Below are 15,266 nucleotides of genomic sequence, written 5' to 3' on the forward strand. Positions count from 1 at the left end.
CTGCCCTCGCTGCCTTTCCGGAATGAAAAAGCCGCCCTTTACGGCGCCTTTTACGGCGGCTTCTCGAAATTGAAGCGAGCCTACTCGGCGGCTTGCTTGGACGCCTTGGGATTTGCTGCGGCCTCGCCAAGCGCCGTCAGCTTCTGGTCGGTGGCGATCTCCTCCTTAAGGTTCGCGTCCAGGAGAGGGATCGCTTCGTTCAGACCGAGCTGCTTAGCCCAGGCCATAAGGGTTCCATAACGGGCAATTTCATAATGTTCGACGGCCTGGGCCGATGCGATCAGGCCAGCATCAAGGGCAGCGGTGCCCTTGTATTCTTCCATGATCTCCTCGCCTTCGGCGATGATGCCCTGGATGGCCTCGCAGGTCTTGCCACGGGCAGCTTTGCCGAGCATTTCGAAGACCTGCTCAAGGCGCTCAATCTGGGCCTCGGTTTCATCCCGGTGCTTGATAAAGCCGGCTTTGCCCTCTTCTGATTGAGCCGCTCGCGCCATCTTCGGCAGGGCCTTCAGGATCTGCTTCTCGGCAAAGTAGATGTCCTTGAGGGTGTCAAGGAAAAGGTCGTTCAAGGTTTTTTCCGTCGCCATGTTGGTATCCCTTCATTGGATCGATGTGAACTTCCAAAACCATCGGGTGCGGCCGACGTTCCCCCGATTCGAAAAAAAATTGAGCCGGGGAGCTTTGCGCGGACTTAGTTCCAAAAGAGAACCATTGGCGTTGGGGCGTTTCCGATAGCGGATTGGGTTTTACGCCCGGCGTCGTCGGCCCCATTCGCCACTGCTTTGGACTTGGATGACGGCGACAGAGCAGGGATAGTCTTCGCGCTATTGGATGACCTACATGCAGGCGGCCGAACTCGGTGCGCGGATGCGCAAGGGTAAGACGTCGACCCTTGTCGTCTACGTCAACGCCATCGAGCGCAAGGAACTGACGACGCTAGCGAGCAGATCGAGCGACGGATCCCGTTCATGAAGGGGTACAGTGTTTTCAAAGCCGATCAGATTGACGGTTTGCCGGAGCGCTACCGGGTTTTCGCCAATCTCAGCGCCCACATTCGGCACGTCGGAAGCAAGGCGTATTGCCGCCCCATTTTGCTTTGGCATCCAATTTTGGCTCTGACGCAGATTTGATGCATCCTTTTCATGTCACCGATCAGCCGGGCTTGAAGAAGATCGAGCTTTCCGCGTCCGGTTGCAAAAACTCGAATGTCGCTCTCCAATAGGTTGTTGATCGGCATCCTGCCATCGTCTGTGTAGCGCGTCAGATATTCCCACTGGTTCAGGGTGTAGGATACAGCATCGCCCAGCTTGGTGTCCGGCAAAACCTTCGGCGCGATTTCGTCTAGCCATACCTTGAGAGCGGTCAGGATGGGTATGCTATGTTGCTGTCGGAATCGGCGAACGTTGTCCGCCTTCGTTTCACCGGCATCAGGCTTCTTGCCTCGCGATCCGCGGCTGATCCGCACCAGCGCCGAAACGCTGACGCAGGACTTGCGCAACATCGCAGCCGAGACATGGCGGTCGACCGTCGCTAACAGTTATGTCTGCACCGGAGCCGGGCCGATGGGACACGAATGCCTCAGTGCCGATGGCCTGCATTTGGCGGAGGATGCGTTCGTGTTCGAAGTGGTCGAATCGTGACGATGGCAACCGAACCGTGTTCCTGCGGCCCTCCGTTCTGGCGTATCGCCTCGATCGCCGGGCGCCGAGAGGAAACGCTTCGCATCGCCAGGCGTGGCGGATTCCAGTTCGCACCACTGCGCGACGGGTTGAAGAGCAGGATCTCGGTATTTCCGGGGGACGATGCCGATGCAGTCAGCCGGAAGATCGAAGACGCTGTGCGCACGACGCTGACGGCGGTCGACGCCCAAACATCGAGCATTCTCGTCAAGGGGTCGACGCCATCGAGCGCGGGTTCCGGCGCAAAGGAGAAACTCGTGGCGGCACCGGTGACGCGTCTCCCGGACGAAAGTTAGGGCTTAGCTACTTTGATTGCCTTAAGCGTTCGGGATTGCAGCCCGGCAGGATCGACAGCGGACTGGAAGTCCCCGATTAGGGCATATCGCACTAATGTGACCAGAGGCGCCCAGCTCATGGGTCTGTCGATCGCAGAGCGCCAGCATCAATCCGCGACCCTCAATCGAGCCACTCGTTCTCAAAAGTCAGGGTAGCAACCGAAACGGCCTTACCGACGTCAGTGCGCACCGACACTGATATTTCAGTGCCCTGGCCAACAGCCAATTCATCCCGAGCAACATCCACGAGGATGCGGGTGACTTCTTGCATGATCGCGTTGCGCGAACCGAGTTCCTGGCCCTCTTCGTCGACCGTCTTGCCGTCACCATTGTTAAGATCAAAGAAGTAACGCGTCATCTGGACTCAACCTCCGCTCGAAAGGAAAGTCTGAACCAGCGTCATTGTTCCCTAAATCGTCGCCGGAATGGGTGGCCAGACAAGTAAATGCTGAGCGGGAGCAAAGCCGGCGGTTCGCCACGTGCCTCACTGCGTGCGTGATGCGGGAGCAGATTTCTCCCCACAGACGCGCACTGGTGCGGCTGTGGCGCCCAGCCGCGGTTCGCTCTCAGACCTTTGCTAAGGCTTGGGCATCGTCGTCACCGACATCATGTTGATAAGGCGGCTAACGCTTGCGGAAGCCACAGGGTATTCTCACGAATGCTCAAATTGTGATGCCAGATTTCGTCAGCGAGCCATGCCGATGGAACAATGCCATGTCTCCACCGTTGGGTGGCATCGCCTTCACGCGAGAGGAGACGGCTCATGGGTCACAGTGGCTACGAAACCGGTGACAATGTCACCCAAGCGGGAGTTGTCGATGAGGTGGTGGAGACCATTTCCGAAAGCAATGCCACTTTGACCCCACAGGCTCAGCTCGAGGCGCTGCGAGCAGAAATTGCGAACCTGCGCGGGGAGCTCGGGTCGATTACTTCAGGAACGTCTCGATTGGCTGTAACGGAGGCGGCCATTCTTCTTGAAACGACGCAGAACAGGATCAGGAGCCACCTTGCCCCGATCCTGATCGCGGCCGGCGTCATCGGATACCTCTGGGGTGCGTCGAGACGCTAGCGAACGCGAGCCGCGGCCCTAATACGATCGTTGGCGCAGCAAGTTAGGTCAGTGGGTGTATGCAAGAAACCATCAAGTCTCACACGTGGATGAGGAGCATACCTATACGGCAACCCCGTCGGCCTCCGTTGGACGAAGCGCCGCTGAAGCCCGCGAACAGCGGTTACCGCCACTTCAGATTGCCGGAAACCGGTGCGAAGGTGCGGATGGGAGCCGAAAGCTTCTCGGATCATTAGAGCCAGGCGCGTCAGTTTTTCATCAGCCAGACGCTGACGGAACAAAACCATATCGCGTCCGCGCGGAGAACCTGCTTATCCCCACTAGGATCTGGCGCCCGGTTTGCGCGAAATCCCCTTGGAATTCGAATTGGGGCGGCTTCAGGAAAGGAAGAACATCGTTGATCTCGCCCGCGTTTTTCAATCGGGACGCTGTTGGCGTTGCCGAGGCCTTGATAGGGACCGAGTTTGAAGTCGACGGCGTCGGCGGCATCATCGTCGAAACGGAAGCCTATACAATGGCAGATGCCGCATCCCACAGCCATAAGGGACGGACGAAAAGAAATGCCGCGATGTTCGGTCCGGCCAGCAGCGCCTATGTCTACCGGTCCTATGGGTTGCATTGGTGCCTGAACTTTGTCTGCGAAACAGGCAGCGCAGTACTGATCCGGGCACTTGAACCGACCATTGGCATAGAAACAATGCGTCAGCGGCGTGCAACCGCCAACGCCTATCTTCTCTGTGCCGGCCCGGGGCGGCTCTGCCAGGCTCTCGCGGTGTCGCAGAAGCTTGATGGGCTTTCGCTCTCTTCTGCGCCGTTCCGGCTTTCAGCGGGTCGCGGCATGGTCGAATTATGTCAAGGCCCGCGGGTCGGCATCAGCCAGGCGGTCGATCGACCATGGCGCTTCGGCGCAAAGGGTTCGCGTTATTTGAGCCGCAGATTTCCCGAGCCTTTCCCGTTGCCAGATTTCGAGCAAAATGAGTGACCGACAATCGATCGCGCAACTTGAAGGCGGAACATTCCAGCGGCGATTGAGTTCCCTAAAAAGGTCGCAGGCTGTGCCAAGCGGACGCGATGGGGATGGAGAACATCAGGATTTTTCCGCTTTCTCCTTTTGGCCAACGAAAAGGCAGCCGAGCTTCTTACCCATCCAGCCTGCGACCGTCCGTTTCACGGTCGAACTTCTGAGCCGCAAATGCTAAAGCCCACCCTCAGTCATTGTGTGTCGACAGGACAAACTCATGGCAAAACGTTCGGGTAGTGCCGATCTCCCACTCCACGGCGGGCGCGTGCCCAAGTGGCTCGGAGATCGCATGACCAGGCTCGGGGCCGTGATCACCGAAACCATCATCGTGCACTACGGCCGCGATGAATTTCTGCGTCGGATGGCACACCCTTTCTGGTTCCAGTCGTTTGGTGCGGTCATGGGCATGGACTGGCATTCTTCCGGCATCACCACCAGCGTCATCGGCGCGCTGAAGCGCGGCCTTACGCCAGTATCATCGGAGCTCGGAATCCATGTTTGCGGTGGGCGCGGTGCGCAGTCGCGCAAAACTCCGGCAGAGCTGCTTGCCATCGGCGATCGGGTCGGTCTAGACGCCCAGCATCTCGTGACCACCAGTCGCCTCGTTGCCAAGATAGACAGTGCCGCGGTTCAGGATGGTTTCGATCTTTATTTGCACGGCTTCATCGTCACCGACGATGGCCATTGGGTCGTCGTCCAGCAAGGCATGAATTGCGATCAACGACAGGCCAGGCGCTATCACTGGCTGTCGGAAAACCTGGAGAGCTTTCTCGACAGCCCACATGCAGCGATTGAAGGCAACACCCAAGGTGTCATTGTCAATCTTGCTGACCGACGGGCGGAACGGTCGCGAGAAAGCCAGCTTGATCTGCTTGCAAATATGGGCCCCGACCGCATCGTTCGCGAAGTCCTCGCAGTCAGACGTACCGACCCTGCTGTCGAGAGTCTTCCAGATCAGCTGCCGCTTCCCCATCTGCTGATGCCGGTCCATCACGACGTGCGGGAAAAGGACGTCAACATGGGCCGTCTGCATGCAGCACTCGCTGCTGCATCCGAGCGAGGCCCGAAGGACTTCCCGGAACTGCTTCTGACGCCCGGCGTCGGCGCGCGAACGGTGGAGGCGCTGGCCATGGTCGCTGAAGTGGTTCACGGCGCGCCGTGCCGCTTTTCAGATCCGGCTCGCTTTTCGCTCGCTCACGGCGGAAAGGATCGTCATCCGTTTCCCGTTCCCTTGAAGGTCTATGATGAAACCATCAGGGTGATGAAGTCGGCCGTCTCGAAGAGCAAGCTCGGATATACAGAAGAACTTGAGGCGCTTCGGCGTCTTGATGAGCAGGCGCGTCGCCTCGAACACTACGTGACCGGCCCCGATCTCAAGGAAATCGTTGCCGGCGAATTTAGCCGCTCAGCGTCGCTCGGCGGACGCAGTGTCTTCGGATGGGAGCCGCCTAAAGACCCAGAGCCTTCACGATAATATCTCCGACCACCAATCGCTGCGTGGATGGAGGCTCAGATCTGTACCGGCTTGATCGTTGCCACCGATATGTTGCCTTCCATCAGGCCACGGACCAATCCTGGTTTCGCATGCTCGACTTCGATCACGGTATAGAGCTTTTCGTCGCGGAACGCGCTCGCGTCCAGCGTGCTCACGCCTTCGGCAGGTGCTGCATCGATTTCCATATAATCGAGTTCGCAGCCTGCGGCGACGACGCGAGCATCTCCGGATGAACGGGCGGCGACCAATACTTCGCCCTGGTTTAGGGCATTTTGCCATCGAGGGTCGCTGGCGGCTGCGATCGGAACCAGGCGGTAAACGCTGAGGGGGCCGCCTTCCCCTACGAAATCGGTGGCCTGGCGACGCGCGTCGGCAAACTGGGCCTTGCTTTCCATGGACCTGCCAAATTCCGTTTCGCTCTCACCGGTGGACTTTGCGGTGCCGCCATCTTGGACATTGTTGGACATTGGCATCTCCTTCAGCGTTCGGCCGCGATTGATTACGTGGGAAGGCGGCTCGGATTTCCGTATCAGGAAGGAAACGGCGCGCGCGGCAAGCGGTTCCAAATTTTCGACGGCCTGTCCGCGGAAGCGGAGGGAAGGTCAGTTGGCCGGCGTCACCCGCCAGATTACGTTGCCGACGAAAAGCGCACCCTGCCGATCGATGGCAAGCCCCACGGGCCGTCCCCGCGCCTTGTCTTCACCTCCGATGAAGCCGGTCAGGATGTCCTTTGGTGGTCCGGGAAGGGGCCGGGCGACCTCGCGGCCTTATCTCATACAACCTCCGGCGAACAGGGCTTCTGGGGCTTTTGAACCCAAATCAGGGGTGCCTAGCGCAGCAAACGTCCGATGCGAGCCCTCGACATCGTGGACGCGGGCGAAGACCCGCTTGACCGACCTTAAGCACCCTGTCCTCGCTCAAGAGCCCAGTCGGCAAGGAGGCAGATCTGAGCAAGTCGGCACCGTTTGCGCGCAGGTGCCGGCATCCTTTGCTACGGTCCGACCTCGCCGGTCATCGTCTCGGGGAAGGCAGTCTGTCCATTGCGAGAAATCTTCGCGGAAAGTGATTTGATCTGGCGCAACGGCGACAAGTGACAACCACCGACGCGTCGGATAATGCTCGCTCTGGGGGATTGTGCGAAGCAGAGGTCAAATGATCATCAAACCGGGTACGCCGACTGTTGCGACGGCGGCCACAGCCGTAATTGCGGCCATGTTTGCCGCACTTCTCATCCTTCTCGGCCTTTGGCTGCATGAGAGTTACTCGGCTTCGGTCAGGCGCATCGAAGAGCGAGCGACTGCCGCCGCCAAGATCGTGGCTACAAACGTGGCCTGGATCGACGCGCTCGCCTGGCAGGCACTTCAACGCATCGACGATTCCTTGGGACCGGATATCGGCATTGCCACCGACACAGTTCGCGACATCAACGGTGCGGTCGCCGACCTCCCGGGCGGGGTTCAGGCCTATGTCGTGGATCGCAACGGGAATACATTGTATTCGACGGATCCAGCCATCAAGCCGATGAACATCACCGACCGCCCCTATTTCTCGGAATTGGCAAGGGGGGCAACGACACATGTATCCAACCTACTGGTCAGTCGGCTTACCGGGGAGCAAATTTTCGTCTTCAGTCGACGCTTGGATCGGAAGGGTGAATTCGCCGGCGTAGCGACCGTAGCCTTCCAGGGGAAGGTACTGGCGGCGGTCTGGGAAACGGTCGACCTTGGTGAAGGTTCGACAGTTGGTATCATACGCCGAGATGGGCAACTGGTCGCCCGGTATCCTGCGCCCGCGGGCCCCCTTGACATGAGCAAGTACACACTCTTCACCGATCTCCTGCCGGACGCTCCCTCCGGGACGTATCAGGCCGTGTCTCCCGCCGACGGCGTCTCCCGTATCGTTGGATATACGGTCGTTGAAGGAACGGACTTCGTAGCGGTCGGGTCGGCTGAACGGAGCGCAGGCATGGTGCGGTTCTGGAACGATGTCTTCATCGCGGGAACAGTGCTGCTGCTTGCAGTGGTGGGATTGTTGGCCGCAGGTGCGTGGATCAAATATCTGCTGAGCATAGATGCGGCCAAATCCGAGCGCCTTACTGCGGCGCTGGATGAGAACCAACTTTTGATGCGCGAAATTCATCACCGCGTCAAAAACAACTTTCAATCCGTCCAATCGCTGATCCGGACCCAGCAACTCCCCAAGCCTATGCAGCAATCTCTCCTCGACCGAATTGCAGCGATGGTGGCGGTCCATGAGCAGATCTACAGCCGCGATCAGTTCACGACGGTGTCCACCCGGGAGTTGATACCCGCAGTAGTGGACAAACTGCTGATCGCCTGCGGCGACCGCGTTAGTGTCAGTTATGAACTTGAAAATATCGACATCGCGGCAGACCACGCAACGCCGCTTGCGCTCCTGACGAACGAGGTGGTTACAAATGCGCTCAAGTACGCGTTCCCGAATGGCCGTAGTGGGGTCATCACTGTGGCGTTGCGATCACTCCAAAACAAACGGGCCTGCCTGGTGATTGCCGATAACGGCGTCGGATTTGACAAAGGCGCGGCCGTCAAAGGAATGGGTATGCGTATTGTCGAGGGAGTCGTGGGCCAGCTTCGAGGCGAGTTCCTCTATGAGCGCCGAAACGGCACGGTTTTCACTGCGGAAATCGAAATCCATGAATAGCTGAAATGTCGGTAAGCGGACAAGTCTTGCTCGGGCATTGTGTCTCTCCTCCAGCGTCCCGAAATCCGGTGAAGCACATGCCGGATCACGGCATCGAGTTTATTCCCTGGCGAACAACGTGCGTTAACGTATCGAGCTTCGATTGCATCGGCCCGAAGCGGGTGCAGAGCTTCAGAGCGTGGCTGGCGCTCAGATTATAAACCGCCTCGAAGTCAGTCGCTGACAGAGAAGAAGAGTGTCTCTTGTTGTTGTGCCGCAATATTTTGCGCCATGTCGGAGGGCTTCCCGAAAGGTTCTGCACAAGCGAACGCGGGGAGACAGAACGCCGCCCCGCGTCAGGTTCTACATGGCATCCATGCCCTTGATCGCATTGCCCAGGTGTGACTTACACTTCTCCAGGTCATTTGCCGTCATGGCGTCCTTTGCCATGGTCAACTCCTTGGCAGACTCGATTTTCTTGGTGCCGTCGTTGATCTGCGCGATCTGCTGTTCGGCCCTCATGATCGACGCCTCGTCACAGACGACATTGGTCTGTGCAAATGCAGGGGAGGCCAAGGCGGCGACAAAGGCGAGAGTAGCGATTGGTTTCAACATAACGATGGTTCTCCATTCGCCGGCACGATGCCGGTTTCCACAAGGAGTGAACGGCACAACGCACAATCGGTTCCCCACATTTTGCAACCGTTCAGACAGAGTTTGTCGAGAAACGCCCACGCTCCGCGGCCGGGCGGGCATCTCATTTTTTTGAAGCTGTCGCACAGTTACTGCACAGCCATTCAGTCCACATCGGAAACCCACTCGCACAGAAGCCCGCTCAAACCGGGTCGCAAGAGTGGTCGGGTATTGTTCCTAAGGCCGGTCGCGAACGGTCGGATGGATCCCCACTTTCGCCCGCAGAATTGCGATCGGCAGAATGAGGAGCGAATTTGACGGCGTGCGCTTTCGAGACATCGATATCGCGCGCGGGAGCGGACGGGCCTTCGTCATTTCGTCGCCGCCAGCTTTAGTCGTGGTTGGAGATTTTAACCGGCGCATGGCTGCGGTGACAAGCCGGCGCCACCATCGTCGAGGTGCAGGAAGAGCGACACCGAGCCCCTGCGCGTGGAGAGGGTGCCGGCGCTGGTTTACTTCTTGGCGATCGTCTGAGCGCGGGCTTTCATCGCCTGGTCCAGGTCCACCTTGTAAGGACCGATGCGAGCAAAAATCTCGCGCGCCTCCAGAGGCGCGAGGTGGTAGTCCTCTATGAACTCCTCGAGATCGTAACGCGCGTTCCAACCACGGAAACCCGTGCCGATGTTCTTCTTGGTATCGGTTAGCGACATGATCCACCTCCCATTATCGAGTTCGACGCGCTCACCTCGTCTCCACCATTTGCCATAAGGGACGAAAAGCCTTTTCGCGGTCAGTGAAGGCCTCTGGACGGTCCTGTCGGTCTTAGACCGGCCATCAGAGAGAGACGGGCATCAAGCAGCCCATGGAGTGCAAGATAGATATCCTTGATGGCCTCGAAGTCCCGAATGGATTCCGGGTCGGCCTGACCGTTGCCCATGTCACGCCCTACTGTCTGTGCCTTGGTGAAAAGTTCTCCCACCTTCGACCACAGTCGCAATGCTTCGGCCGTGGCAAGGTCCGTGCGCGCGAGCGCCTTTACGACAACCTTTTCGACCGCCACAGCGATTTCGGCCTGCAGTGTGATACCTTCTGCATGCGATAGATCGGGCTAACATTCGCTCCTGCAGCAGCGCAGCCGCTTCTCGTTGCCAGCCAACTCAGGCCTCCCGGCATCCTCAAGGAATTTAAGAGGCGTTCGGAAGACGTCGCAATTAACTTTGACATGTCATGCTAGGGAAACCTGCTGAGCCACGCGCACTCGACGGGTGCAGAGGCCCACCTGCGCGTTCGGGAGACGTCAACCGACGAACACCATTCCGCAAGCCTGTGGCCGACTGAACCGCAGGCGGTTGGAGTAACGACCAGAAGGCTTTGTTCCTACTTGCCTCGAGCAAGCAAATTAGTGCACCGACCTTCCGATCGTATCAGCCATGTGTGCGCCACGCGTTCCCAAGGGCCTGGCTGGGCCGGTTGTTGTATCCTTGGCTGTCTGGTGCTCGAGTTCCGCGTTGAGTTCAGCGCCAACGATCAAGACGCATATGGATAGCCATATCCACATCAAAAGACCGACGAGCCCGCTCAATGCACCATAGGCTGCGTTGTAGTCGGCGAATGCCTCGACGTACCATGAAAATGCAAACGCCATGAGGAGCCACCCTGCGGTGGCTAGAACCGCGCCCCAGGTCAGCCACCTGAGCTTGGCTGGTTGCCGGCTTGGACCGAAGCGGTAAATCGCTGTCATCCCCGAAAACACCAAAGCCAGCAAGAGTGGCCAGCGGACCATGAGGGCCAAGGTTTCTTTCCACGGATCGAGCCAGACAAATTCTAGAACGGCGGGAAGTAACGCTACGATGCCGATCGTAACAATTGCAGCGATCATCGCGCAGACTGTAAATGCCAGCGCTACGATATTTAGCCTGATGAAACCGCGTTTTTCCGTTTCCTCATAGGCAACGTTCATCGCGTCGAATATTGCCAGAGTGCCGTTGTGGGTGCTCCAGATGGCAATGGCGAGACCGACGAAGAAGGCAACTCCAAGCGTAGTCTCCCGTCTTAGAACGAGTTGTTGGAGTTGATCGGCAAGGATGTCGAAAGCTCCGGGGGGAAGCACGCCGGCCATGTCGCGCATGTGATCTGAAACCGCCGCGGGATCGGCGATCAATCCGTAAAGGGAAACAAGAGCGGCAAGTGCTGGAAACAAGGCAAGCAGCAGATAGAAGGCGACTCCGGCGGCGACGAACGCGACGCGATCTTGTGATAGTTCCTGCATCACTCGCCAAAAAACGTCTCGCAAACCCGGCGCGGGAATTTCTTCTGGGATCATCGCCAAGCGGCCATGCGCGTCATCTTGAGCCGGATCTTCGCCATGTGGGCGGGTCACAGTCCACGCATTTGCTGCAGGGTGTTTCGACACGACCAGGCAAAGGAGGGCGAGCGCCACCCCGCTGATTGCAATCACAGTTGTGGGATCTATCGTCTTGCGTTGCACCGACATAAAGCTCCGCTTCGTTCGAAGGTCTAACGTTCCAGCCCCCGAATGGATGCATGTGAGCAGACGTCGGAGAAAAGCAGCCGCCACTCCAAATCCATATGGAGGGGAAAGCGGTCTGAAGCGGTGCGCAGCACGGATAGGTCCTTTGTGTCCAACCTTCCGTTTCCGCCGTCGAGTGCCGTGACATCTTTTTAAGGGAGAAGGAACCAATCGTGCTCATGTCGCTTCTTCCCCGCGTAGGCTCTACGCTGGACACTCAAAATCTGACAGGACGTGAGCGGCGAAGACATTTGATGCGCGACAACCACCCCAAAACAGCGGATGCGGCTGGCGAACGGCGTGAGGGACTGCCATGGCAAGTGACAAACTGTCGACGTACAAACAAAAGCGCGACTTCAATCAGACCAAAGAGCCGAGCGGATCGGCCAAGCTGAATTCGTCCAATCGGCGAAGATTTGTCATTCAGAAACATGACGCCTCGCGGCTTCACTACGACCTGCGGCTCGAACTCGATGGTGTCTTCAAATCCTGGGCCGTGACCAAGGGACCCTCGCTTGATCCGCACGACAAACGCCTGGCGGTGGAGGTTGAGGATCATCCGCTCGATTATGGCGATTTCGAAGGCACCATTCCGAAGGGACAATACGGCGGCGGCACCGTAATGGTGTGGGATCGCGGATTTTGGCAGCCTGAGGGCAGTCGGACGCCAGAGGAGGCGCTCGCCAAGGGGGATCTCAAGTTCAAATTGGACGGCAAAAGGATGAATGGCAGCTTTGTGCTCGTGCGGATGCGCCACGATCGGGACGGTGGCACGCGATCCAACTGGCTCCTGATCAAACATCACGACGATTTTTCCATGGAAAAGAACGGTGCGGCGATCCTTGAGGAGAATGATACATCGGTCGCCTCGGGACGCTCGATGGACGCGATTGCAGCGGGCAAGGGCAGAAAGCCGAAGCCTTTCATGGTAAAGGATGCCACGGTCGATGCGGACGCTGTTTGGGACAGCAACCAGGGCCTAGCCGCTGCGGAACGCAAATCCGCCACGACCAAGGTTCCGAAAAAGTCGGGGGCCGCCAAAGGGCAAAAATCTAATATGCCTCCGTTTATCGAGCCACAGCTTTGCCAAACGCTGGCGCGGCCTCCGGCTGGCGAAGACTGGATCCATGAGATCAAGTTTGACGGGTATCGTATTCAGCTGCGCATCCAGGATGGTGCGGCAACCCTGAAGACCCGCAAGGGGCTGGATTGGACGGGCAAGTTCCCGGCGATCGCCAAGGCCGCAGGCGCCCTTCCTGATGCCATAATCGATGGCGAAATCTGCGCACTCGACGAGCGCGGAGCACCGGATTTTGCCGCTCTTCAGGCAGCGCTTTCCGAAGGCAAAACCGATGCACTCGTGTATTTCGCATTCGATCTTCTTTTTGCCGGCGGCGAGGATCTGCGGGACATAGCACTGACTGAACGCAAGGAGCGACTGGAAGAAACGCTGCGTGATGCGGGTGGGGATGTCCGTCTGCGCTTCGTCGAGCATTTTGAAACAGGCGGCGACGCAGTCCTGCGATCGGCGTGCCGGCTGTCGCTTGAGGGAATTGTTTCGAAGAAGGCGGATGCGGCCTACCAGTCCGGTCGAACCGACACCTGGGCGAAATCGAAATGCAGGGGCGGTCACGAAGTCGTCATTGGCGCCTATGCCAAGACCAAGGGTAGGTTCCGCTCTCTTCTCGTTGGCGTCAACCGCGGCAAGCATTTCGTCTATGTTGGGCGGGTTGGGACTGGTTTTGGCGCCAAGACTGTGGAGAATCTGCTGCCCAAGCTCCAGGAACTGGAGGCCATCAGGTCGCCTTTCACAGGCATCGGGGCACCTAGGAACGACCCTGATATCGTCTGGCTGAAGCCAGAACTTGTTGCCGAAATCGCGTTCGCCGGGTGGACGGCCGATGGCCAGGTGCGACAGGCCGCTTTCAAGGGACTGCGCGAAGACAAGCCGGCAGCCGATGTGGAAGCGCAAACGCCGGCGTCGCCTTCAAGAACTGACCTGCCCGATCCCTCAACTGCAAAGCCGGGTGCAAATCGTCCGCGCAAAGGCGATAAGGCGGAAGTCATGGGCGTCATGATCTCCAGCCCGGAAAAACAGCTATGGCCTGAGGGAGGCGACGGCGCGCCAGTCACAAAAAGCGATCTGGCCGGCTACTATGAAGCTGTCGGGTCCTGGCTGATCGATCATATCAAGGGGCGTCCCTGTTCGATCATACGCACGCCGGATGGCATTGAGGGGGAACAATTCTTCCAGCGACATGCCATGCCCGGAACATCGAACCTGCTGCAACTCGTCACCGTGTTCGGGGACAAGAAGCCCTATCTGCAGATTGATCGAGTCGAGGGCTTGGCGACCATCGCCCAGATCGGCGGTGTTGAACTGCATCCCTGGAACTGCGAGCCCAGGCAGCCTGAAGTGCCGGGCCGCCTTGTGTTCGACCTCGATCCGGGTCCAGCTGTCGAGTTCTCGACCGTTGTCGACGCAGCGCGAGAAATCCGTGACCGGCTCGAGGAGCTTGGGCTGATCAGCTTCTGCAAGACAACCGGCGGCAAGGGCCTGCACGTGGTGACACCCTTGGCAATCGCGCCCGGCAGGAAACTGGGCTGGGACGAGGCCAAGCGTTTCGCCCGCGATGTCTGTCAGCAAATGGCCCGCGACAATCCGGACCTCTATCTGATCAAGATGGCGAAGAACCAGCGCGAGGGGCGCATCTTCCTCGATTATCTTCGCAACGACAGGATGTCGACCGCAGTCGCTCCGCTATCGCCGCGGGCTCGGCCGAGCGCAACGGTGTCGATGCCGCTCCACTGGAGCCAGGTCAAAGCGGGGCTCGATCCGAAGCGTTTTACCATCCGGACTGCACCGAAGCTCATCAAGGCGAGTACGGCCTGGCAGGAATATTGCGATAGCCAGCGTTCGCTTGAACAGGCGATCAAGCGGTTGGCGAAAGCGGTGAAGGCGACGTCCTGACAATTGGATGGAGGGGCCGCGAAGAGCGCTAGGCTTGGAGAACGTTTGCGCGCTATTCTTTCGATCGAGTTTCGGCAGCAACGGATCGACGCAAGGCGTCCATGATGTTGATGACGTTGCTGGGCTCAGGCTCGGGGGATTTTGTCTTGGCCTTTCCCGGCTTTTTCAGGTGCTTCTTTCTTTCGTTGATGATGTCGAGTAGGCGGTCCTGGACGGGGTCGACCACCAGCTTCGGATTCCACTCCGTGGTCTTCTTTTTGATGAGTTGCTGGACGAGGGGCATAAGGTCAGGATCGGCCTTTGCGTCGCCAATATCGGCGAAGTAGGTATCCTCGTCTCTCACTTCGTCACCGTAGCGCAAAGTCCAAAGAACGATGCCCTTACCGCGCGGTTCAAGCAAAACGGCGCGCTCGCGCCGCGTGATGACCAACCTGGAGATCCCAACCATATCCTTGGCCTCCATCGCATCGCGGATGACGGAAAACGCTTCCTCGCCGACGGGGTCGTTGGGAGAGAGATAGTAGGGCGTATCGAACCAGATCCATTCGATGCTATCGCGCGGTGTGAAGGTCGAAATTTCAATCGTGCTGGTGCTGTCCAATGCGACATTCTCCAGTTCCTCATCTTCCAGCACCAGGTATTCGTCTTCTCCCCGTTGATAACCTTTGACCTGATCGTCCTCCTCGACTTCCTCGCCGGTAACCGAATCCACATAGTGGCTGACGACACGGTTCTGGGTCTCACGGTTCAACGTGTGAAAGCGGACCTTTTCGTTATCGGAGATGGCGGGCATCATCTGCACCGGGCAAGTGACCAGCGAGAGCTTGAGATAGCCCTTCCAGTACGGGCGAACTGCCATGGACGCATTCTCC

At 58.4% G+C, this 15,266-nt stretch carries 15 protein-coding genes and 2 pseudogenes; 7 read left to right on the plus strand and 10 right to left on the minus strand.

The genetic code is table 11. The annotated features are described in order from the left end of the window. Positions 1–80: 80 nt before the first annotated feature. On the minus strand, positions 81–587 hold the full coding sequence (locus BLJAPNOD_RS25710) for a ferritin-like domain-containing protein (protein WP_115421936.1): 507 nt from the start codon (positions 585–587) through the stop codon (positions 81–83). Positions 588–831: 244 nt separating this feature from the next. On the opposite strand from BLJAPNOD_RS25710, the gene BLJAPNOD_RS35680 reads away from it, so the two are divergent. Next, on the plus strand, positions 832–972 hold the full coding sequence (locus BLJAPNOD_RS35680; RefSeq protein WP_256372339.1) for an ArdC family protein: 141 nt from the start codon (positions 832–834) through the stop codon (positions 970–972). A 211-nt stretch (positions 973–1,183) separates the two neighbouring features. On the opposite strand, the pseudogene BLJAPNOD_RS25720 reads toward BLJAPNOD_RS35680, so the two are convergent. Further along, a pseudogene (locus BLJAPNOD_RS25720) lies at positions 1,184–1,447 on the minus strand (transposase); the annotation flags it as partial. Between the two features lie 195 nt (positions 1,448–1,642). Between BLJAPNOD_RS25720 and BLJAPNOD_RS25725 the strand changes: the two are divergent. Next, positions 1,643–1,975, plus strand: a complete 333-nt coding sequence (locus tag BLJAPNOD_RS25725; RefSeq protein WP_115421937.1) for a hypothetical protein — start codon at positions 1,643–1,645, stop codon at positions 1,973–1,975. A gap of 160 nt (positions 1,976–2,135) precedes the next feature. Here BLJAPNOD_RS25725 and BLJAPNOD_RS25730 read toward each other — a convergent pair whose 3' ends face one another. Next, a complete protein-coding gene (locus tag BLJAPNOD_RS25730) occupies positions 2,136–2,372 on the minus strand; it encodes a hypothetical protein (protein ID WP_077500313.1) in 237 nt (78 codons plus the stop codon). 405 nt (positions 2,373–2,777) lie between these two features. Here BLJAPNOD_RS25730 and BLJAPNOD_RS25735 point away from each other — a divergent pair, with 405 nt between their 5' ends. From BLJAPNOD_RS25735 to BLJAPNOD_RS25745, 3 genes are all read left to right on the plus strand, one after another. Continuing rightward, positions 2,778–3,083, plus strand: a complete 306-nt coding sequence (locus tag BLJAPNOD_RS25735; RefSeq protein ID WP_115421938.1) for a hypothetical protein — start codon at positions 2,778–2,780, stop codon at positions 3,081–3,083. Positions 3,084–3,483: 400 nt separating this feature from the next. After that, positions 3,484–4,065, plus strand: coding sequence for a DNA-3-methyladenine glycosylase (locus BLJAPNOD_RS25740; RefSeq protein ID WP_115422086.1), 582 nt, complete (start codon positions 3,484–3,486; stop codon positions 4,063–4,065). Between the two features lie 256 nt (positions 4,066–4,321). Further along, on the plus strand, positions 4,322–5,578 hold the full coding sequence (locus tag BLJAPNOD_RS25745; RefSeq protein ID WP_115421939.1) for a DUF763 domain-containing protein: 1,257 nt from the start codon (positions 4,322–4,324) through the stop codon (positions 5,576–5,578). Between the two features lie 35 nt (positions 5,579–5,613). Here BLJAPNOD_RS25745 and BLJAPNOD_RS25750 read toward each other — a convergent pair whose 3' ends face one another. Next, positions 5,614–6,066, minus strand: a complete 453-nt coding sequence (locus BLJAPNOD_RS25750; protein WP_077500424.1) for a hypothetical protein — start codon at positions 6,064–6,066, stop codon at positions 5,614–5,616. A gap of 135 nt (positions 6,067–6,201) precedes the next feature. Continuing rightward, positions 6,202–6,345: pseudogene (locus BLJAPNOD_RS36135) on the minus strand (sorbosone dehydrogenase family protein); the annotation flags it as partial. A gap of 406 nt (positions 6,346–6,751) precedes the next feature. Here BLJAPNOD_RS36135 and BLJAPNOD_RS25760 point away from each other — a divergent pair. Further along, on the plus strand, positions 6,752–8,281 hold the full coding sequence (locus tag BLJAPNOD_RS25760) for a cache domain-containing protein (RefSeq protein WP_115421940.1): 1,530 nt from the start codon (positions 6,752–6,754) through the stop codon (positions 8,279–8,281). 342 nt (positions 8,282–8,623) lie between these two features. Here the strand turns inward: BLJAPNOD_RS25760 and BLJAPNOD_RS25765 are convergent, their stop codons facing one another. From BLJAPNOD_RS25765 to BLJAPNOD_RS25780, 4 genes are all read right to left on the minus strand, one after another. Further along, positions 8,624–8,875 (minus strand): hypothetical protein, encoded by a 252-nt coding sequence (locus BLJAPNOD_RS25765; RefSeq protein ID WP_077500305.1) that lies wholly within the window; start codon positions 8,873–8,875, stop codon positions 8,624–8,626. Positions 8,876–9,405: 530 nt separating this feature from the next. Next, positions 9,406–9,603 carry a hypothetical protein gene (locus tag BLJAPNOD_RS25770; protein WP_115421941.1) on the minus strand — a complete coding sequence of 66 codons (198 nt, stop codon included), beginning with the start codon at positions 9,601–9,603 and terminating at the stop codon, positions 9,406–9,408. 80 nt (positions 9,604–9,683) lie between these two features. After that, entirely contained in the window at positions 9,684–9,953 is a 270-nt protein-coding gene (locus BLJAPNOD_RS25775) for a hypothetical protein (RefSeq protein ID WP_115421942.1), read from the minus strand. 339 nt (positions 9,954–10,292) lie between these two features. Beyond that, positions 10,293–11,387 carry a YihY/virulence factor BrkB family protein gene (locus BLJAPNOD_RS25780; RefSeq protein ID WP_077500300.1) on the minus strand — a complete coding sequence of 365 codons (1,095 nt, stop codon included), beginning with the start codon at positions 11,385–11,387 and terminating at the stop codon, positions 10,293–10,295. 349 nt (positions 11,388–11,736) lie between these two features. Here BLJAPNOD_RS25780 and ligD point away from each other — a divergent pair, with 349 nt between their 5' ends. After that, the gene (gene ligD, locus BLJAPNOD_RS25785) at positions 11,737–14,394 is read left to right on the plus strand and encodes a DNA ligase D (protein ID WP_115421943.1); all 2,658 of its coding nucleotides are present in this window, start codon (positions 11,737–11,739) and stop codon (positions 14,392–14,394) included. Positions 14,395–14,446: 52 nt separating this feature from the next. Here ligD and BLJAPNOD_RS25790 read toward each other — a convergent pair whose 3' ends face one another. Continuing rightward, complete coding sequence (locus BLJAPNOD_RS25790) at positions 14,447–15,253, minus strand: Ku protein (protein ID WP_077500296.1); 807 nt, start codon at positions 15,251–15,253, stop codon at positions 14,447–14,449. Positions 15,254–15,266: the final 13 nt, after the last annotated feature.

It is taken from the genome of Ensifer sp. M14, from assembly GCF_003355565.1.
GTDB lineage: Bacteria > Pseudomonadota > Alphaproteobacteria > Rhizobiales > Rhizobiaceae > Ensifer.